18 protein-coding genes are annotated in these 18,339 nt (G+C 73.2%); 8 read left to right on the top strand and 10 right to left on the bottom strand.

Features of this window, described 5'->3' with window-relative positions; genetic code table 11:
* Window positions 1-707: 707 nt before the first annotated feature.
* Window positions 708-1,709 carry a Gfo/Idh/MocA family protein gene (locus tag KUM39_RS04905; RefSeq protein ID WP_217784129.1) on the bottom strand — a complete coding sequence of 334 codons (1,002 nt, stop codon included), beginning with the start codon at window positions 1,707-1,709 and terminating at the stop codon, window positions 708-710.
* Window positions 1,710-1,917: 208 nt separating this feature from the next.
* Between KUM39_RS04905 and KUM39_RS04900 the strand changes: the two genes are divergently transcribed.
* The 4 genes from KUM39_RS04900 to KUM39_RS04885 all read left to right on the top strand — a co-directional run bounded on the left by KUM39_RS04900 (window position 1,918) and on the right by KUM39_RS04885 (window position 6,636).
* Window positions 1,918-3,351, top strand: a complete 1,434-nt coding sequence (locus KUM39_RS04900) for a multidrug effflux MFS transporter (RefSeq protein WP_246619591.1) — start codon at window positions 1,918-1,920, stop codon at window positions 3,349-3,351.
* Window positions 3,303-4,505 carry a serine hydrolase domain-containing protein gene (locus tag KUM39_RS04895; protein WP_217784128.1) on the top strand — a complete coding sequence of 401 codons (1,203 nt, stop codon included), beginning with the start codon at window positions 3,303-3,305 and terminating at the stop codon, window positions 4,503-4,505. The genes KUM39_RS04900 and KUM39_RS04895 overlap by 49 nt, the downstream gene beginning before the upstream one ends.
* Window positions 4,506-4,646: 141 nt before the next feature.
* Window positions 4,647-5,678 carry a small ribosomal subunit Rsm22 family protein gene (locus KUM39_RS04890; RefSeq protein WP_217784127.1) on the top strand — a complete coding sequence of 344 codons (1,032 nt, stop codon included), beginning with the start codon at window positions 4,647-4,649 and terminating at the stop codon, window positions 5,676-5,678.
* A 217-nt stretch (window positions 5,679-5,895) separates the two neighbouring features.
* Window positions 5,896-6,636 carry a bifunctional DNA primase/polymerase gene (locus KUM39_RS04885; RefSeq protein ID WP_217784126.1) on the top strand — a complete coding sequence of 247 codons (741 nt, stop codon included), beginning with the start codon at window positions 5,896-5,898 and terminating at the stop codon, window positions 6,634-6,636.
* A 49-nt stretch (window positions 6,637-6,685) separates the two neighbouring features.
* On the opposite strand, the gene KUM39_RS04880 is transcribed toward KUM39_RS04885, so the two are convergent.
* From KUM39_RS04880 to efeO, 4 genes are all read right to left on the bottom strand, one after another.
* Window positions 6,686-7,678, bottom strand: coding sequence for an SCO2278 family lipoprotein (locus KUM39_RS04880; RefSeq protein WP_217784125.1), 993 nt, complete (start codon window positions 7,676-7,678; stop codon window positions 6,686-6,688).
* The gene (efeU, locus tag KUM39_RS04875) at window positions 7,638-8,510 is read right to left on the bottom strand and encodes an iron uptake transporter permease EfeU (protein ID WP_217784124.1); all 873 of its coding nucleotides are present in this window, start codon (window positions 8,508-8,510) and stop codon (window positions 7,638-7,640) included. Before efeU ends, KUM39_RS04880 begins: the two co-directional genes overlap by 41 nt.
* 4 nt (window positions 8,511-8,514) lie before the next feature.
* Entirely contained in the window at window positions 8,515-9,792 is a 1,278-nt protein-coding gene (efeB, locus tag KUM39_RS04870) for an iron uptake transporter deferrochelatase/peroxidase subunit (protein ID WP_217784123.1), read from the bottom strand.
* Window positions 9,793-9,861: 69 nt separating this feature from the next.
* Window positions 9,862-10,998, bottom strand: a complete 1,137-nt coding sequence (gene efeO / locus KUM39_RS04865) for an iron uptake system protein EfeO (RefSeq protein ID WP_217784122.1) — start codon at window positions 10,996-10,998, stop codon at window positions 9,862-9,864.
* 196 nt (window positions 10,999-11,194) lie between these two features.
* Between efeO and KUM39_RS04860 the strand changes: the two genes are divergently transcribed.
* Window positions 11,195-11,887: a PhzF family phenazine biosynthesis protein gene (locus KUM39_RS04860; protein WP_217784121.1), complete on the top strand. Its 693-nt coding sequence runs from the start codon at window positions 11,195-11,197 to the stop codon at window positions 11,885-11,887.
* A 59-nt stretch (window positions 11,888-11,946) separates the two neighbouring features.
* On the opposite strand, the gene KUM39_RS04855 is transcribed toward KUM39_RS04860, so the two are convergent.
* The gene (locus KUM39_RS04855) at window positions 11,947-12,633 is read right to left on the bottom strand and encodes a biliverdin-producing heme oxygenase (RefSeq protein WP_217784120.1); all 687 of its coding nucleotides are present in this window, start codon (window positions 12,631-12,633) and stop codon (window positions 11,947-11,949) included.
* Window positions 12,634-12,800: 167 nt separating this feature from the next.
* Window positions 12,801-13,658, bottom strand: a complete 858-nt coding sequence (gene map, locus KUM39_RS04850) for a type I methionyl aminopeptidase (protein WP_217784119.1) — start codon at window positions 13,656-13,658, stop codon at window positions 12,801-12,803.
* A gap of 59 nt (window positions 13,659-13,717) precedes the next feature.
* Between map and KUM39_RS04845 the strand changes: the two genes are divergently transcribed.
* Entirely contained in the window at window positions 13,718-13,951 is a 234-nt protein-coding gene (locus KUM39_RS04845; protein WP_217784118.1) for a hypothetical protein, read from the top strand.
* Between the two features lie 73 nt (window positions 13,952-14,024).
* Here KUM39_RS04845 and KUM39_RS04840 read toward each other — a convergent pair whose 3' ends face one another.
* Together KUM39_RS04840 and KUM39_RS04835 are read right to left on the bottom strand one after the other, a co-directional pair.
* Window positions 14,025-15,356 carry an MFS transporter gene (locus tag KUM39_RS04840; protein WP_308288038.1) on the bottom strand — a complete coding sequence of 444 codons (1,332 nt, stop codon included), beginning with the start codon at window positions 15,354-15,356 and terminating at the stop codon, window positions 14,025-14,027.
* Between the two features lie 106 nt (window positions 15,357-15,462).
* Window positions 15,463-16,059 (bottom strand): hypothetical protein, encoded by a 597-nt coding sequence (locus KUM39_RS04835; RefSeq protein WP_217784117.1) that lies wholly within the window; start codon window positions 16,057-16,059, stop codon window positions 15,463-15,465.
* A gap of 143 nt (window positions 16,060-16,202) precedes the next feature.
* Between KUM39_RS04835 and npdG the strand changes: the two genes are divergently transcribed.
* Window positions 16,203-16,928, top strand: coding sequence for an NADPH-dependent F420 reductase (npdG, locus tag KUM39_RS04830; protein ID WP_217784116.1), 726 nt, complete (start codon window positions 16,203-16,205; stop codon window positions 16,926-16,928).
* Window positions 16,929-17,047: 119 nt separating this feature from the next.
* A complete protein-coding gene (locus KUM39_RS04825) occupies window positions 17,048-17,239 on the top strand; it encodes a hypothetical protein (protein WP_217784115.1) in 192 nt (63 codons plus the stop codon).
* A gap of 20 nt (window positions 17,240-17,259) precedes the next feature.
* Here the strand turns inward: KUM39_RS04825 and KUM39_RS04820 are convergent, their stop codons facing one another.
* Window positions 17,260-18,060, bottom strand: coding sequence for a site-2 protease family protein (locus KUM39_RS04820; protein ID WP_217784114.1), 801 nt, complete (start codon window positions 18,058-18,060; stop codon window positions 17,260-17,262).
* Window positions 18,061-18,339: the final 279 nt, after the last annotated feature.

Raw genomic sequence — 18,339 nt, 5'->3', positions numbered from 1 at the left:
CGTGCGACGGGTGCGGCCAACGGCGACGGCGACGGTCACGGAGGCGTGGGAGTCACGGACGGCGGCGGCGAAGACGGCCGCTCCGGCCGCCGGGCCGAGCGGGACGGCACCCGCGCGGAAAACGGATACGGCGGGAGCGGGCACGCGGAAAACGGCCGCGCGGAAAACGGACGTGCGGAAAACGGCCGCGGGGACGGCGGGCGTCACCGGCGCTGACGCCGGGACCCCTCTCCGTCCCCCCGCACCGCTACGGCCTCGTACCCCCCCCGGATACCCGAGGCCGTCCTGCCCCCCCCTGCTTCACGCGCCCCGTACCCCCCGTACCGGGCGCGCGTCCCCCGAAGCTCCTCTGGCGGCAGCCGCTCCACCGGCCGGTGTGCACCCCGCGCGTCCCGCGCGAGGTCCACCCCCTTGCCTCCGGTGCGGTGGAACGACCGCCGTGCCCCCCTCGGTGTGGCTTCGGGAACCCTGTGCTCCACGCGTCGCACGCGCTTCGCGTGCTCCAAGTGTGAAGCTCTTGTGGAGATAAGTTGAGCATAAGCGGCCCACCGGCCGCAATACTGCGGATGTCTCAATTCCACTTGTGTGAATGCGCGCGTTGGGGCACCCCGGGCCCCGGCAGCTCCCCCAACTCGGCCTGATGCGGGGCATTCCGGTCACCCGTCGGGAAGTGAACGCGCCGCAGACCGGAGTACGCGTTGGCGGGGTCAGGCACCCTCGCCCGGGTACCGCACTCCCACCGACTCGCGGACGGAATCCATCGTCCGCATCACCGCCAGCGTCCCCGCGAGCGGCACCAGCGGCGACTCCTTCTCGCCCGCGCGCAGCGCCCGCATCACCTCGCGGGCCTCGTGCCGCAGGCTGGTGCGGGGTCCGTCGGCGGGGTCGGCGGTGAACTCCTCGGGGTCGCGGCCGTCCCGGTGCAGGACGAACCGGTCCGGGTTGAAGAAGCCCGACGGCAGGTCGATCCGGCCGCGCGACCCGGTCACCGAGGCCGTCACGCCCGTACCGCCGACGATCGAGCAGTGCAGCGTGGCCAGTGCCCCGGAGTCCCAGCTCAGCAGGGCGGCCGTCTGGAGATCGACGCCCTCCTCGGACAGCACCGAGCGCGCGGTGACGCCGTCCGGCTCGCCCAGCAGCAGATGCGCGAACGACACCGGGTACACCCCGAGGTCCAGCAGGGCGCCGCCGCCCTGGGCCGGGTCGCGCAGCCGGTGCGCGGGTGGGAAGGGGCCCTCCAGCCCGAAGTCGGCCTGGATCGTGCGGACTTCACCGATCGCACCGTCCGACACCAGGGCCGTCAGGCGCCGGATCAGCGGGCTGCAGTACATCCACATCGCCTCCATCAGGAAGCGGTCGTGCTCCTTCGCCAGCGCCACCAGCTCCAGCGCCTCGGCGGAGTTGAGGGTGAACGCCTTCTCGCACAGCACGTTCCGGCCCGCCGTCAGGCACAGCCCGGCCGCCGCGCGGTGCGCCGCGTGCGGGGTGGCGACGTAGACGACGTCCACGTCCGCGTCGGCCGCCAGCGACTCCCAGTCGCCATAGGCCCGGCGCACACCGAACCGTTCGGCGAACGCCTCGGCCGAGTCCTGGCGGCGGGAGGCCACCGCCACGATCTCCGCGTCCGGCAGATCCACCAGATCGGCGGCGAACGCGGACGCGATACCGCCGGTCGCCAGGATTCCCCACCGCACGCTCCGCTCAGCCATCCCGGCCGCCCGCCCCTCATCCGTGTGTCACCCGGCAGTGTGTACGAGCTGAGAGCATAGGTGCCGGGCCCGTCCCCGTGGAGGATCACCTGTGGGCTGAGCACATGGGGGCTGAGCACATGCGGAGCCCGTGGGGGCTGAGCACACAGGGGCGGACCACATGGGGGAGCGCCGTATGGGAGAGGGGCACATGAGGGAGGGGCAGCACATGACCGAGCACACGGACGCGCCGATACCCGCACCCGGAAGACCTGCCGCCGAGAGACCGGAACCCGCGACCCCGGCCCCCGACGCCCTGGCAGCCGCCGGTGCGCCCGGCGCGGCCGTCACCCCCACGGACACCGCCACACCCGCCCCCACCGTCCCCGCCCGGCGAACCCGACCGGCCACCCCGGGCGCCCCGGCCGCCAGGCTCGCCTCCGCCCGCCGTACCGGCCCCCTCGTCACCCTCCTCCTCGGCGGCCTCACCGCCACACCCCCGCTGGCGATGGACATGTACCTCCCCTCGCTGCCGGAGGTCACCCGCACCCTGCACGCCTCCACCTCGACCGCGCAGCTCACGCTCACCGCCTGCCTGGGCGGCATGGCGTTCGGGCAACTCGTCGTCGGCCCGATGAGCGACCGCTGGGGCCGCCGCCGCCCGCTGCTCACCGGCCTCGCCGTCTACATCCTCGCCACCGCGCTCTGCGTGCTCGCGCCCAACGTCGAGACGCTGGTGGCGTTCCGGCTGGTCCAGGGCCTCGCGGGCGCGGCCGGGATCGTCATCGCCCGAGCCGTCGTACGCGACCTGTACGACGGGGAGTCGATGGCCCGGTTCTTCTCCACGCTCATGCTCATCTCGGGCGTCGCACCGATCGTGGCACCGCTGATCGGCGGTCAGATCCTGCGGGTCACCGACTGGCGGGGCGTGTTCGTCGTCCTGACCGTGGTCGGCACGCTGCTCGCCGCCGTCGTCTGGCTGCGGCTGCCCGAGACGCTGCCGCCCGCCGAACGGCACGGCGGAGGCACCGGCGCCGCGCTGCGCGCCATGCGCACCCTGCTCGCGGACGCCCCCTTCACCGGCTACACGCTCGCGGGCGGCTTCGCCTTCGCCTCGCTGTTCGCGTACGTCGCCGCCTCCCCGTTCGTGATCCAGGAGATCTACGGCGCCTCCCCGCAGACGTTCAGCCTGCTGTTCGGGCTGAACTCGGTCGGACTGGTGATCGCCGGGCAGGTCAACGGCAAGGTCCTGGTCGGCCGGGTCCGGCTGGAGACGGTGTTCGCGGCCGGGATCACGGTGACCGTGCTCGCCGCGACCGCGCTGCTGCTCATGTCCACCGGGGTGTTCGGCGCCGTCGGCCTGGTCCCGGTGGCCGCCGCGCTGTTCGTGCTGATGGCCTCGATGGGGTTCAGCCTGCCCAACGCCCAGACCCTCGCGCTGCTCCGCGTCCGGCACGCCGCCGGGTCCGCGTCCGCGCTGCTCGGTACGTCGTCCTTCCTCATCGGCGCGGTCGCCGCGTCGCTCGTCGGAATCGCCGGGGAGCGCACGGCGGTGCCGATGGCGGTCGTCCAACTGGTGGGTGCGCTGGTCGCGGCGGGCTGTTTCGTGGGAATGTGCCGTCCCTGGAACACTCGTGCGAAACCCGAGGGAGACGACCGCTGAGCACGCCGAGACTGCGCCCCGGCACCCCCGAGCGGGCCGGCCTCGACCCCGTCGTACTGGCCCGCCTCGGTGGTCTCGTGCGCGAACTCACCGCAGGAGACCGCCCCTGGGCCGCCGGTGCGGTCGTGGTGGCCGGACGCGGACCCGTCATCGCCGTCGAGCGGGCGGCGGGCTGGGCCGTGCGGTACGCCTCCTACGACCCCGAGACCGACAGCGGGGTCGAACTCCCGCCCGCGCGCCGGGTGCCGATGACCCTGGGCACGCCGTTCGACCTGGCCTCCCTCACCAAACTGTTCACCTCGGTCGCCGCCGTCCAGCAGATCGAGCGCGGCACCCTCGGCATGGACGCGGAGATCGCCGCCTACGTCCCCGAGCTGACCGGTGCCGCCGCCCGCCGCGTCACCGTACGGCAGTTGCTCACCCACACCTCCGGGCTGCGGCCCGAACTCCCGCTGTACGACTGCCCGGACACGCGGGCGCGGTTCGACCTGCTGCGCGCCGAGGTGCCAAACGCGGCGCCGGGTGCGTACCGCTACTCCGACCTCAACATGCTGCTGCTCCAGTGCGTGCTGGAGCGGATCACCGGCCGCACCCTGGACGTACTGGTCGCGGAGGGCATCACCCGGCCGCTCGGCATGACCGCCACCGGCTTCGGGCCGAGCCCCGACGCCGCCGCCACCGAGGACCAGCGGCGGCCGTGGGCCAAGCTGGACCGGGGCATGGTGCGCGGGGCCGTGCACGACGAGAACGCGTGGGCGCTCGGCGGGGTCGCGGGCCACGCCGGACTCTTCTCCACCGCCCGCGACCTCGCCGTGTTCTGCCGCGCCCTGCTCGCGGGCGGTGCCTACGGACCCGCCCGCGTCCTCGGCCCCGACTTCGTCGAACTCCTGCTCACCGCACCGGGGTTGGGCTTCACCGTGGACCAGGCGTGGTTCATGGGCGAACTCGCGGGCGGCGGCGCCGCCGGACACACCGGGTTCACCGGCACGTCCCTCGTGCTCGACCCGGCCACGGACACCTTCCTCGTCCTCCTCGCCAACACCGTCCACCCGCGCCGCCGTTCACCGGACAACACCCCGCGCGCTGCGGCGGCGACAACGTTGGCGCGGGCGGTGCGGGGCCTCACGGGCCGGGAGCCGGGGCCGACCGGCTGAAGGCCGTGTTCCGCCGCCCGGGCTGCGCTACCGCACGGGCCCGGGCGCGCCCCGTACGGGTGAACGCCCCTCGCTGCACACCGGGCCGTCCCCGTGGCACACCCGTGCCACCCCCCGCGCCGCACCTGAGAGAATCCCCCCGTGAACGACGCTCCCGCCGCCCCCGCCGACACCCTCCGCTCCGCCCTCGCCGGGCTGCTGGACGGACTTCCGGCGCGGCAGGCCACCGGGGCCGTCGAGCGGCTGATCGCCAACTACCGGGGGGAGACCCCGACCGACGCCCCGATTCTGCGGGACCGGGCCGATGTCGCCGCCTACGCCGCGTACCGCATGCCCGCCACCTTCGAGGCGGTACGGGCCGCGCTCGGCGCCCTCGCGGACGCGCTGCCCGGCTGGAGCCCGGCGAGCCAGCTGGACCTCGGCGGCGGCACCGGTGCCGCGACCTGGGCGGTGAGCGCCGTGTGGCCCGGTGTCCGGCCGGTCACCGTGCTCGACTGGGCCGAGCCCGCGCTCGCCCTCGGCCGGGAGCTCGCCGCCGCCCACCCCGACCTGCGCGGCGCCCGCTGGCAGCGCGCCCGCATCGGCGCCGGGCTCGCACTGGACGACACCGATCTGCTCACCGTGTCGTACGTCCTCAACGAACTCGACCCCGCCGGACGTGCCGCCCTGGTGGACGCGGCGGCCGGGGCAGCGCGGACCGTGGTCGTGGTCGAGGCGGGCACCCCGGCCGGGTACGCGCGGATCATCGAGGCGCGGGACCGGCTGGTCGCGGCCGGGTTCCGGATCGCCGCGCCCTGCCCGCACAGCGCCGCCTGCCCCATCGTGCCCGGCACCGACTGGTGCCACTTCTCGGCCCGCGTCAGCCGTTCCTCCCTGCACCGCCAGGTCAAGGGCGGCTCCCTCGCCTACGAGGACGAGAAGTTCAGCTATGTCGCCGCCACCCGGCTCCCGGCCGCCCCGGCGCCCGCGCGGGTCGTCCGCCGCCCGCAGATCCGCAAGGGCCAGGTGCTGCTCGACCTCTGCGAGCCCGGCACGGAGGCGGCCGGGGGCGGGCGCATCGCCCGCACCACGGTCACCAGACGCCACGGCCCGCTCTACCGGGCCGCCCGGGACGCCGAGTGGGGCGACGCCTGGCCCCCGGAGCACGAGGACGGGACGCGCGAGGAGTCGTAGGACGGGACGCGCGAGGAGGTCGTAGAGCGGGCGCGCGGGGAGTCGGTGACCCGGCGCGGGGAGGGCGTACGGCGGCCCCGCGGCCGCACCCCCGCTCACGCACCGTGCCGCCCACGCCCCCTCCCCGCCCGCTCCGATCCCCGGTCCGCACCCCCCGAGCGTGTGAAGGTGGGACCATGAGGCATGCTGTCCGCACACCAGCGAGGCGAGGGGATAGATGAGCGCGACGTTCGGCGGCCGGGCCGCCCGGCAGGGCAGACTCTCCCAGTGGCTGCGGAAGCGCCCTCGGGAGACCGGCGACGCGGGCGGCCGTGAGGCGCTGCTGCTCGCCGCCGCCCAGGCGGGTCTGCCGCTCGCGCCCGCCGCGCACCCGGCCGACGGCTACGGGTGTTCCTGCGACCGGGTCGGCTGCCCCACCCCGGCCCGGCACCCCGTGTCGTTCGCCTGGCAGACGCAGTCCACCACCGACGCGGCCCAGATCGAGCGGTGGGCCCGCAGCCAGCCCGAGGCGAACTTCATCACCGCCACCGGCATGGTCCACGACGTCCTGGACGTGCCGCTCGCGGCCGGGCGGGAGGCGCTGGAGCGGCTCACCGCCGCCGGTATCGACGTCGGCCCGGTCGCCGAGAGCGACGACGGGCGGCTGCTGTTCTTCACCCTCACCCGTGGCACCCCCGAGGACGAGGACGAGTGGTGGCCCTGCGAGCTGGACTGCCACCCCGAGACGATGGACGAGCATCCGGGGCTGCGCTGGCACTGCCGGGGCTCCTACGTCCTCGTACCGCCCGCCGCGCTGCCCGGTGACGGCAACGGCGACGCCAACGGGGTGCGCTGGGTGCGCGGTCCGGAACACCCGCTTCCGGACCCGCTGAGCCTGCTGGAGATCCTCACCGACGAGTGCGCGCGGTACGTGGCGGCCGGGGACCCGGCCCGCGACAGTTGGCCCCCGGTCCGCTGACGGCGCGCCCCGGTGGCCGGTCCCGCCCTGTGGCGTCCGGCGGCGCGGGTTACTCGCCGACGGCTCCCGTCAGGCCCTGCACCCGGCCGATGACCTTCACCGGGCCGCTGCCCGGCGGGTCGAGAGCGGCCTCGTTGGAGACGAACTCCATCGTCAGGGACTGCTTGACCTCGCCCTTGGTGAGCGCCCGCACGTCCTGGTTGGTGACCGGGACGGACGTGCCGGCGGCGGCGGTCTGCTTCTCGAAGTGGTGGGTGGCGAAGAAGACCAGCGCGCCGCCGTCGGCCGTGCGCAGCGCCAGCGGCGCGTAGTCGCCCCTGGTCAGCGGTTCGTCCTGGTACTGCCTGACCAGGCCGGGACGCTTCGACAGCCGTTCGCGGTCGGTGCGCCAGCCGCTGGTGTGCGGGCCGTCCGCGAACCTGTCGCCGCCGTCCTGGAGATAGTCGGCGTAGTCGGCGCCGAGGTCGGCGGGGGAGACCGCGACCCCGCCCGCGCGGCCCTCCACCGGTTCCGCCCAGCCCTGCGCGTCCTGGGCGAACTCGGGTACGGCACTGGGCGCGAGCAGCGTCAGATAGGCGACCCGCCAGTTCGCGCCGGACCCGTCGCGGGTGAAGACGAGCAGCCAGCGCACGTCCCCGCCCTTGTTGCCCCGTGCGTCCGCGAGGAAGAAACGGGGCCGGCCCGCCTTCTTCGGGATGGTGAACTTCGCGTCCGTGAGGATCAGCGGGGTGTGGTTCGGGTTGCCCGAGGGGTGGTTGGCGTGTCCGGCGGTGAGCCGGGCACCGTCGATCGCGGCGAGCGCGCCGGTGACCCGGCCCGCGTCCTTCGACCGGTCGAAGCCCTTGTCGGCGGCGTTGTAGGCGGCGGTGAAATCGGCCAGCGCCCGCGCGGCCTCGCTCCGGGTGGCGGTGGGCAGCACCTCGCGCTCCCCGTGCACCACCACACAGCCGCTCGCCGTCAGCGACAGCGCGACCAGCGCCGTCGTCAGCAGTGCGCGGCGGTCACGCCTGCGGAGCCTCAGAGGGCCGCGTTCCCTGGTCATGCGGTGTCGTCACCTTCCCCTTCCCGGAGGCAGACCCTACCGGGGCGAAGAAGACGACGAGCGTCGGGATCAGGTACAGCAGCCACACCGTGACCTGGACGACGGTCGGGTCCGGCTGGAAGTTGAACACGCCCTTCAGCAGCGTGCCGTACCAGCTGTCCGGCTCGATGGTGTCGCTGATGTCGAACGCCAGGTGCGAGATGCCCGGTATCCAGTTGGCCTCCTGGAGGTCGTGGAAGCCGTAGGCGAGGACGCCCGCCGCGACCACGACCAGCATGGCGCCGGTCCAGGTGAAGAACTTGGCCAGGTTGATGCGGAGCGCGCCCCGGTAGAACAGCCAGCCCAGCAGCACCGCCGTGGCGAGGCCCAGGGCCACGCCGATCAGCGGGCGCGGGGTGCCGTCCCCGGCCGCGTGCACCGACGCCCACACGAACAGCGAGGTCTCCAGGCCCTCCCGGCCGACCGCGAGGAACGCGGTGGCGACCAGCGCGCCGGTGCCCATCGCGAGCGCCGCGTCCAGCTTGCCGTGCAGCTCCGACTTCAGGTGCCGGGCGGTGCGCCGCATCCAGAACACCATCCAGGTGACCAGCCCGACGGCGATGATCGACAGCGAGCCGCCGAGCGCCTCCTGCGCCTCGAACGTCATCTCCTGCGAGCCGAACTCCAGCGCGCAGCCGAAGCCGAGCGCCAGCGCGATGGCCAGCGCGATGCCGGTCCAGATCGGCCTCAGGGCGTCCCGGCGGCCGGTCTTGACCAGATAGGCGATCAGGATGCACACGACGAGGCTGGCCTCCAGCCCCTCGCGCAGACCGATCAGATAGTTGGAGAACACAGGGTCACGCCTCCTCGGAGAACAGCGTCCGGCCCCACCAGTCGCCCTTGTCGCGGACGCCGGGGGGAACCGCGAAGACCGCCGAACCCACGTGCTGGATGTACTCGTTGAGCGCGTCGGTCGCGGACAACCGGCGCTGGAGCGGGATGAACCCCTTGCGGGGGTCGCGCTGGTAGGCCAGGAAGAACAGGCCCGCCTCCAGACGGCCCAGGCCGTCGGTGCCGTCCGTGAAGGAGTAGCCCCGGCGCAGGATGGTGACGCCGTCGTTGGAGTCGGGGTGCGCCAGACGCACATGAGCGTCCGGCTTCATCGCCTTCAGGAACGGGGCGTCGTGCTCCTTGGCCCTGCCCGCCGGGGCGCCCTCGCCCTTGGAGCGGCCGAACACGTCCTCCTGCTCCTGCAGGGAAGTGCGGTCCCAGGTCTCGATGTTCATGCGGATACGCCGGGCGACGAGATACGAACCCGCCGTCATCCAGGCCGACTTGGGCCCGTGGTCGCTGTCGGCGGCCCACACGAATCTGTCCAGCCTGCCGGTCTCGGTGCCCGCGATGTTGCGGGTGCCGTCCTTGAAGCCCATCAGATTGCGGGGTGTCTGGGCGTCCGGGGTGGTGGAGGAGGTCTTGCCGAAGCCGAGCTGGGACCAGCGGATGGCGACCTTGCCGAACCCGATACGGGCCAGGTTGCGGATCGCGTGCACCGCCACCTGCGGATCGTCCGCGCACGCCTGTACGCACAGGTCGCCGCCGGTACGCCCCCGGTCGAGGTTGTCGCCGGGGAACCGGGGCAGGTCCACCAGGGCCTCCGGGCGGCGGTCCGCCAGCCCGAAGTGCTCGAAGAACGACGGCCCGAACCCGATGGTCAGGGTCAGCCGGGACGGCTTGAGCCCCAGCGCCTCGCCGGTGTCGTCCGGCGGCGCCTCCGCGACCCCGCCGTACGCCCCGTCCCCAACGGTGTCCCCGGCGGTCATCCGGCGGGCCGCGTCCGTCCAGTCCTTCAGCATCCGGACGAACTCGGCGCGGTCGTCGGTCTTCACGTCGAACGCGGCGAAGTGCAGCCGGTCCTGGACGGGCGTGGCGACCCCCGCCTGGTGGGTGCCGTGGAACGGCACGGCGCCGCCCGACTCGGCGGCCGGGACGGGGTCGTCGCCGCCGGAGCGCGCGGCGGCCATCGCGCCCCCGGCGGCGACGGCGCCGAACGCGAGCCCGGCACCGCCCCATCCGATCAGCGCGCGGCGCGAGGGGGCGGAATCGCCCTGCGGCGCGGTGCTCTGGTTCTCCGTCATACCGATCCCTTCCCTCGCCCTTCCGGCTGCCGTGACGGCCGTGCGTCCGCTGTTACTTGACGACCGCGGCTACTTGACGACCGCGGCGGCCAGCTTGGACAGCGGCTCCGCCAGCGCGTTCACCGCGTCCGACAGCTCCTTGCGCTGGTCCTTGGTGACCTTGTCGTACGACACGAAGTCGTACGAGTTCTTGTCCGTGCGGTACTTGTCGAGCAGCGTGTCCAGCGCGGCGAACTGCTTGTCCAGCTCACCGGTGAGCGCCGGGTCGTTCTTCGCGGCGACGGGCTTCAGCAGCTCGTACGCCTTCTGCGCGCCCTCGACGTTGCCCTTGAAGTCGGAGAGGTCGGTGTGCGAGTAGCGGTCCTCCTCGCCGGTGACCTTGCCGGTGGCGACCTCGTCCAGGAGTTCCTTGGCGCCGTTGGCCATCGAGGTCGGGGTGATCTCGGCCTTGCCGACGCGCAGCTGCCAGTCCTTGAGGTCCGTGACCAGCTCGTCCGCGAGCTGCTTGTCGGTGGCGGTGATCTTCTTGTCCGCCCACAGCGACTTCTCCAGACGGTGCCAGCCCGTCCACTTCTGGCCCTGCTCCAGGCCGTCGGCGCGGGTGTCCGTCTTCGGGTCGATGTCGCCGAAGGACTCCGCGATCGGCTCGGTGCGCTCCCAGCCGAGCCGCGAGGGCGCGTACGCCTTCTTCGCCGCGTCCAGGTCGCCCGCCTTGATCGCGTCGGCGAACTTCTCCACCAGCGGGATCGTGTCGTCCGCCTGGTCCTGCGCGTACTGGCGGTACTCCGCGACGGCCCGGTCGAGCTGAGGATCGCGCTTGGCGGCCTTGCCGCCGGTCACGGTCAGCTTCTGCCGGACGCCGTGGCCCTTCATGCCGGGGCGGCAGGCGATCTCGTACGCACCGGCCTTGACCTCGGCGGTCAGCGTGTACTTGGTGCCGGAGCCGATGTTCTCCTTCTCGGAGACGATCCGGCCGTCGGGGAAGACGATCTCCACCTCGGTGGCCCGCGAGCCCTTGTTCTCGATCTTCAGCGTGACCTGACCGGCCGGGACCGTCTTCGCGGAGGTGTCGCAGGAGGTGTCGGCGGCCGTCACCCGGATCGCGTCGTCGCCGCCCTTGGCGTCGCTTTTCGCCGTGCAGGCCGTGACGGCGGTCAGGGCGGCCACCGCTGCGGCAGCGGTGACAATGAGGCGGACGGCTCGCATGGGCTCTCCCGGGGCGGAGTTCTAGTGTGGTGAGGCTGGCCTAACTTACCTGAGGCATACCTCACCTCCACCGGGCGGGGAAGTGATTCGGCTCTCACGGAAACATCACGGACACGGCTTGATCTCGGCACCTCAAACCCCATGCCAAGCACAGGCAAAGGCAAGGTCAAGCCGGGTTCGGTGCTTCAATTTCCGGGTGACTGACTACGACGTGCTCCGCGTGTTCTGCGCGCCGGGCGGCGGCCACGGCAACCGGCTCGGTGTCGTACGGGACGGTGCCACGATCCCCGCCCGGCGGGACCGGCAGGCCCTCGCCCGCGAACTCGGCTTCAGCGAGACGGTGTTCGTGGACGACCCCGAGCGCGGCGTCCTCGACATCTACACCCCCGGCGCCCGGCTGCCCTTCGCCGGACACCCCTGCGTCGGCGCCGCCTGGCTGCTGGACGTGCCCGAACTGGTCACGCCCGCCGGGGAGATGGGGGCCCGGCAGGACGGCGAGTTCTGCTGGATCGAGGCCCGTGCGGAGTGGGCCCCGCCGCGCGCCCTCGTCCAGTACGGCACCGCCGCCGAGGTGGACGCCCTGGAGGTGCCCCCGCCCGGCGAGTGGATCTACGCCTGGGCCTGGGAGGACGAGGCGGCCGGTCGGGTCCGCGCCCGTGCCTTCCCCGGCCGGGGTGACGGCATCGACGAGGACGAGGCGACCGGCGCGGCTGCCCTGCTGCTCACCGAACGGCTCGGCCGCGCCCTGAACATCCGCCAGGGCGCCGGTTCCCAACTCCTCACCGCACCACAGCCGTACGGCTGGGTGGAGATCGGGGGACGGGTGTCCCTGGAGCGACAGGGGCTGCCGGTACGGGAGTTGGGCACTCCGACGCCGATCACGCGCTGAAGCCCGGTCGCGCGCTGAAGCCCGGTCCCGTACCGGGCCCGGTCACGGCCGGGCGCCGGTCACGCGCTGAGCGGGAACTCCTCGCCCAGCTCCCGGAACACGCCGGTGTTCAGCGCGAACGCCCGCTTGCACTCCGCCACGATCCGCTGCCGCTCCAGCTCGTCGGCGGCTATCCCGTCCAGCAGTTCGCGGTAGGTCCGCTTGAACGCGGCCGGGTTGGCGATGTCCTCGAAGACGTAGAAGCGGACGCCGTCGCCCTTGCGGGCGAAGCCCCAGGTGCGTTCGGCGCGGTCCCGGATGATCTGGCCGCCGGAGAGGTCGCCCAGGTAGCGGGTGTAGTGGTGGGCGACGTATCCGCCGGGCCAGTCGGCGGCGCACGCGCGCACCCGGTCCGCGTACGCCTCGGTCGCGGGCAGCGCGGTGAGTCCCGACCGCCAGTCCGGGCCGCGGAGATGGGCGAGGTCCCGCTCCAGCGCGGGCAGGCGCAGCAGCTCGGCCCGGAGGAAGGGTCCGGCCACCGGGTCCGCCGCCAGCGCCTCCGCCGTGCTCTCCAGTGCCTCGTACACGAACCAGAGCTGCTCGGTGTAGCGCGCGTAGGCGGACATGCCGAGTCGGCCGCCGAGGAGGTCGCTCATGAACGTCGAGGTCTCCGCCTCGGTGTGCTGCTCGTGGGAGGCGGTGCGGATGACCGTCGAGAAAGGGGCTGAGGGGGCGGAGGGGGAGACGGACGAGCGGGAGGAGTCCATGTGCGCATCCTCGTGAGTAAGGCTTACCTAAGTCAATGGTCGGGCGGCTGGGAACACGGTGAGTTGCCGACAGGTTGTCGGTAAAAGCGTACAAGGAAAAACCCGCCCCCGGCGGGGGAGCGGGTCAACCTGTGGACAACTCTCGTGAAGCGGTCCGAAGGGCCTGGTCAGGGCAGGGTGAGAACGTCCGCGCCCGTCTCGGTGACCACCAGCGTGTGCTCGAACTGGGCGGTCCGCCTGCGGTCCTTGGTGACGACCGTCCAGCCGTCGTCCCACATGTCGTACTCGTGCGTGCCCAGCGTCAGCATCGGCTCGATGGTGAACGTCATCCCCGGCTGCATCACGGTCGTCGCGTGCGGGCTGTCGTAGTGCGGGACGATCAGGCCGGAGTGGAACGCGGTGCTGATGCCGTGGCCGGTGAAGTCCCGGACCACGCCGTAGCCGAAGCGCTTGGCGTACGACTCGATGACCCGGCCGATGACGTTGATCTGGCGGCCCGGCCGGACCGCCTTGATCGCCCGGTTCAGCGACTCCCGCGTCCGCTCCACCAGCAGCCGCGACTCCTCGTCCACGTCGCCCACGAGATAGGTGGCGTTGTTGTCGCCGTGCACCCCGCCGATGTACGCCGTCACGTCCAGGTTGACGATGTCGCCGTCCCGCAGCACCGTCGAGTCCGGGATGCCGTGGCAGATGACCTCGTTGACGGACGTGCACAGCGACTTGGGGAAGCCGCGGTAGCCGAGGGTGGACGGGTACGCGCCGTGGTCGCACATGTACGCGTGCGCCACCCGGTCCAGCTCGTCGGTGGTCACGCCCGGCGCGATGAGCTTCGCCGCCTCCTCCATCGCCCGCGCGGCGATCCGGCCCGCCCGCCGCATCGCCTCCACCGTCTCCGGGGTCTGCACCTCCGGCCCGGTGTACGGCGTCGGCGCCGGTTTGCCGACGTACTCCGGGCGGCGGATGTTTCCGGGAACCGGGCGGGTGGGGGACAGTTCCCCCGGCACGAGCAGCGACTGGCCAGACATGTCCGCGAGTCTAACCAGCGGTGCCGGGGGAACATGACCTTGGCGAGAGGAGACGTTCGATGACCCTGTTCAAGAAGCGCACCACCGGTAAGCCGGGCGAATGGTTCTACTGCCTGGAGCACAAGAAGGTCGAGGAGGGCCCCGAGTGCCCCGCCAAGGACCGGTTCGGGCCGTACGGCAGCAGGGAGGACGCCCAGCACGCGATGGAGACCGCGCGGGAGCGGAACCTCGACTGGGAGACGGACCCCCGCTGGCACGACGCGTCGGCACGGGGCGGGGAGAGCGACCAGTGAGCACGCCCACCGGGTGACCCAGCCCGCCGGGCGGCCCGGCCGGGTCCCGGCGGTGAGGGGCAGGTGGTGAGCGTCAGGTGGTGACCGCTTCCGTCCCGGCGTCGCGTCCCCCGACCGGCCCGGCCGTACGGTCCGGTGCCCCGGCCGCCCCCGCCCGCCGTTCCCGCATCCGAACGGCGTGCGGGTTCGTCCGCTCGTCGTACGTCATGAGCGCGGGCAGGCACACGGCGAGCACGGCCATCGCGCCCGCGCAGACCAGGCCGCCGGACCAGACGGACGCGCGGACACCCGCCCAGGCGGCGACACCGCCCGCGCGGACCTGGCCGAGCTGGGGGCCGACCGAATAGGACAGCAGCTCGATCCCGGCGAGCCGGCCGCGCAACTCGTCGGGGATGGTCTGGTTCCACATGGCCGACCGGAAGACGCCGCTCACCATGTCGAAGCCGCCGCCCACGGTCAGGAACACCAGCACCAGCCACACGTCGCCGCACACCCCGGCCGCCGCGACCGACAGGCCCCAGCCCGCGGCGGACAGCAGCACCAGCAGCCCGTGCCGCCGGACGCGAGAGGTCCAGCCGCTGGTCAGGCTCACCAGCAGGGCGCCCGCCGGTACGGCCGCGTACATCAGCCCCAGGGCCCACCGCGCGTGCAGTTCGTCCGCGAGGAACGGGAGCACGGCCATCGGCATGGCCAGGAACATCGCGGCCAGATCGACCGCGTAGGTGCCCAGGAGTTCCTTGCGGTTCCAGGCGTACCGGGCGCCCTCCGCGATCGCCCGCAGCGAGGGGCGGGACGCCTCGTGGGACGCGGGGGCGGGTGCGACGCGGACGACGTACGCCAGCGAGACCACGAAGGTGAGCAGGTCGGCCGCGTACGCCCAGCCCAGACCCGCGTACGCCACCACCACACCCGCCACGGCCGGGCCCGCGACCCCGCCGACCGTCCAGCGCAGGGAGTTCAGCGAGGCCGCCGCCGGAAGGTGTTCATGGGCGACGATCCGGGGCCACAGCGAGTCCAGCGCGGGCCGCTGCACCGACACCAGCGCGGAGGACAGCGCGGCGACCACGTACAACGGCCACACCGCGGAGTGCGGAAGCAGCGCGTTCACCAGCAGCACCACGCTGAGCAGGCCCTGCCCCGCCTCCGTCCACACGATCAGGTCCCGCTTGTCGAGCGCGTCGGCCAAGGCACCGCCGTACAGCCCGAACACGATCAGCGGGACCAGCTCCACCGCCCCGACCGCGCCCACGGCGGCGGCCGAACCCGTCAGCTCCTTGAGCTGGACCGGGACCGCCACGAGTGTCAGGAAACTGCCGAAACCGCTGATCAGGCCGGAGAACCAGAGTCGGCGGAAATCACGGGACGACCGCCAGGGGGCCAGGTCGGGGAGGAGAGCACGGGACACGCGGGGAATCGTGCGGGGAGGTGCGGGGGCGGGGCAACCTGTTATCCGGGGGCTAGGGCGGAGGTGGGGTCGCGCGGGACGTCGTGGGTGCGGCCGCGCTCCACCCTCACCAAGGCGACGCCGGAGGGGCCAGGAGGGTTTCGGTCAGGTGGCTCAGGCGGTCGCGGAATGTTCGGCGGGCTCCGGGAGGGGGGCCGTTCTCGCCCGCTGCCGCGCTGACCAGGTGCTGGACGGTGTCCAGGTCGAGTTCCGCGCACTCGGGGACGGCCAGGGACTCGTGGGAGAGGGCGGCCAGTTCGCCGTCGGGCGCGCCGAGGGAGAGGACGGTGACGCCGGAGCGGCGGGCGGTGTGGAGGCGTTCCAGGAGGGCGGGGGGTTCGTCGGGGGCGACGACGAGGAGAGTCTCGCCGCGCCGGGCGGTGGTGATGCGGGCGGGGCCGACGGAGAGGTGGGCCGGGTCCTGGGGGCGGGCGGCGTGCCGGATCAGGGTGGGGGCCAGCTCGGGGGTGCCGGACCAGGCTGCCTCGTCCACCAGGTGGGCGGCCAGATGCCAGGGCTCGTAGGCGGGCGTGCCGACCAGCAGCAGCCCGCCGCCGCGCGCGGTCACCGCACCGCGCAGCGTCCCCCCGAACCGCCGGGTGGCACCGAGCCACTCGGTTCCGGCGAGCACATCCCGCAGCAGCGCGACCCGTACGGCGTCCATGTGCCGCATGCTGCCCCAACACGGCCGCCCGTGTGGGGTGTTCGGGCAGGGTTCGCCCGGTCCGGGGACAGCGTCGCCGCGGTCGGCCGCCACCGCGGGTACCGCCCCGGTGACCCCGCCCGCACGGACGTAGAGTCGGGCCCATGACCTCTTCCGACAGTGCACAGACCCCCGCGACGCCGCCCGCGAAGGCGCCCGCCAAGGACCCCTGGGACCTGCCCGACGTGTCCGGGCTGGTCGTCGGCGTGCTCGGCGGGACCGGACCGCAGGGCAAGGGACTCGCCTACCGGCTCGCCCTCGCCGGGCAGAAGGTGATCATCGGATCGCGGGCCGCCGAGCGGGCGCGGGCGGCGGCCGGGGAACTGGGCCACGGCATCGAGGGCGCCGACAACGCCGAGACCGCGCGCCGCAGCGACCTCGTGATCGTCGCCGTCCCCTGGGACGGACACGGCAGGACCCTGGAGTCGCTGCGGGAGGAACTGGCCGGGAAACTGGTCGTGGACTGCGTCAACCCGCTCGGTTTCGACAAGCAGGGTGCCTACGCGCTGAAGCCCGAGGAGGGCTCCGCCGCCCAGCAGGCCGCCGCGCTGCTGCCGGAGTCGCGGGTCACCGCCGCCTTCCACCACCTGTCCGCCGTACTCCTCCAGGACCCGGAGATCGAGCGGATCGACACCGATGTGATGGTGCTCGGCGAGGACCGCGCCGACGTCGAGATCGTGCAGGCGCTCGCCGGACGCGTCCCCGGTATGCGCGGTGTGTTCGCCGGACGGCTGCGCAACGCCCACCAGGTGGAGTCCCTGGTCGCCAACCTGATCTCCGTCAACCGCCGGTACAAGGCGCACGCCGGGCTCCGGGTCACCGACGTCTGATCCCCTGCCCCCTGCCCCCGGCCGATGGGGGACACTGGTCGGCGCACGTCCGTCGCCGCGGTGTCCCCCGGTACGGTCGCCGTACGCCGTCGCACCACCCCAGCTAGGAGCCCCGTCCCATGCCCCGCATCGCCCTCTACACCCTGGCCGTGTGCGTCCTCGCCACCGCGGCGGCGGTCGTCTCGTTCGTGCAGGGCAGCCTGCTGGGCATCGTCTGGGTCCTGCTCGCGGGGCTGTCGTCCAACATGACCTGGTACTACGTGAAGCGCGACCGGGCCACCCGGGGCGGCGGCACCTCCGTCACCGGCTGAAGGCGACTCGGCGCCGTACGTCAGCGGACGAACGCGCAGCCCGGATCGCCCTGCGTCCAGAACCGGTACAGCTGCTGCCCGCAGTAGGAGTCGGCGTCGCCCACCCCGAGGTGCCGCAGCACCGCGTCCACCACGTCGAAGAACACCGCGTTGACCGACGGCACCCACAGCAGCGCGAACACCAGCATCAGGCCGTACGGCGCGAACGGCGCGACCTGCCGCTTCACGCCGTACGACAGCCAGGGCTCGACCACGCCGTAGCCGTCCAGGCCCGGCACCGGCAGGAAGTTCAGGATCGCCGCCGTCACCTGGAGCAGTGCCAGGAACGCCAGCGCGAACCGGAAGTCGCGGGGCACCCCGTCCAGCGCGCCCAGCCAGAACGGCGCCGTGCACACCGCCGCGAAGAGCACGTTCGTCAGCGGTCCGGCCGCCGAGATCAGGCTGTGCCGCCAGCGGCCCCTGATGCGGTCCCGCTCGATGAACACCGCCCCGCCGGGCAGCCCGATCCCGCCCGCGATCACGAACAGCAGCGGCAGCACGATGCTGAGCAGGGCGTGGGTGTACTTCAGCGGGTTCAGCGTCAGATAGCCCTTGTCGCCCACCGACAGATCCCCGCCGTGCAGCGCGGTCCGGGCGTGCGCGTACTCGTGCAGGCAGAGCGACACCACCCACGCCGCCGTCACGAACAGGAACACCGCGATCCCCGGCCGCGCCGCCCAGCCCGTCCACGCCGCCCAGCCCGTCACCGCCGTGACGGCCACGATCCCGAGGAACACGGGACTGATCCGGCGTTCGCCGCTCCGGGCGGTGGCGGTGGCCATGCGTACTCCCTGCGCTGTGGACCCCTGCGGACGGGGGACCCGCCGCACACCCGAACGCTACCGGGCGTCACCGCTGGGAACGTCCGGCGGGCGGCACGGGGTTCCCGCCACCCGGCGTGTCCCGCGACCCGGTCGCCACGACTTCGTGAAGCCGGAGGCACCGGCCCCGTGAACCCGGAGGCGACGACTTCGTGGAACCCGGAGGCGACGACCTCGTAAACCCGGAAGCGACGACCTCGTAAACCCGGAAGCGTCCCGGCCCGGCGGGCGGGGAGAATG

It is taken from the genome of Streptomyces corallincola, from assembly GCF_019104725.1.
In the GTDB taxonomy this organism is placed as follows: Bacteria; Actinomycetota; Actinomycetes; order Streptomycetales; family Streptomycetaceae; genus Streptomyces; species Streptomyces corallincola.
Note: the sequence above shows the minus strand (reverse complement) of the source record. Positions and strands in the feature narration are given on the sequence as shown.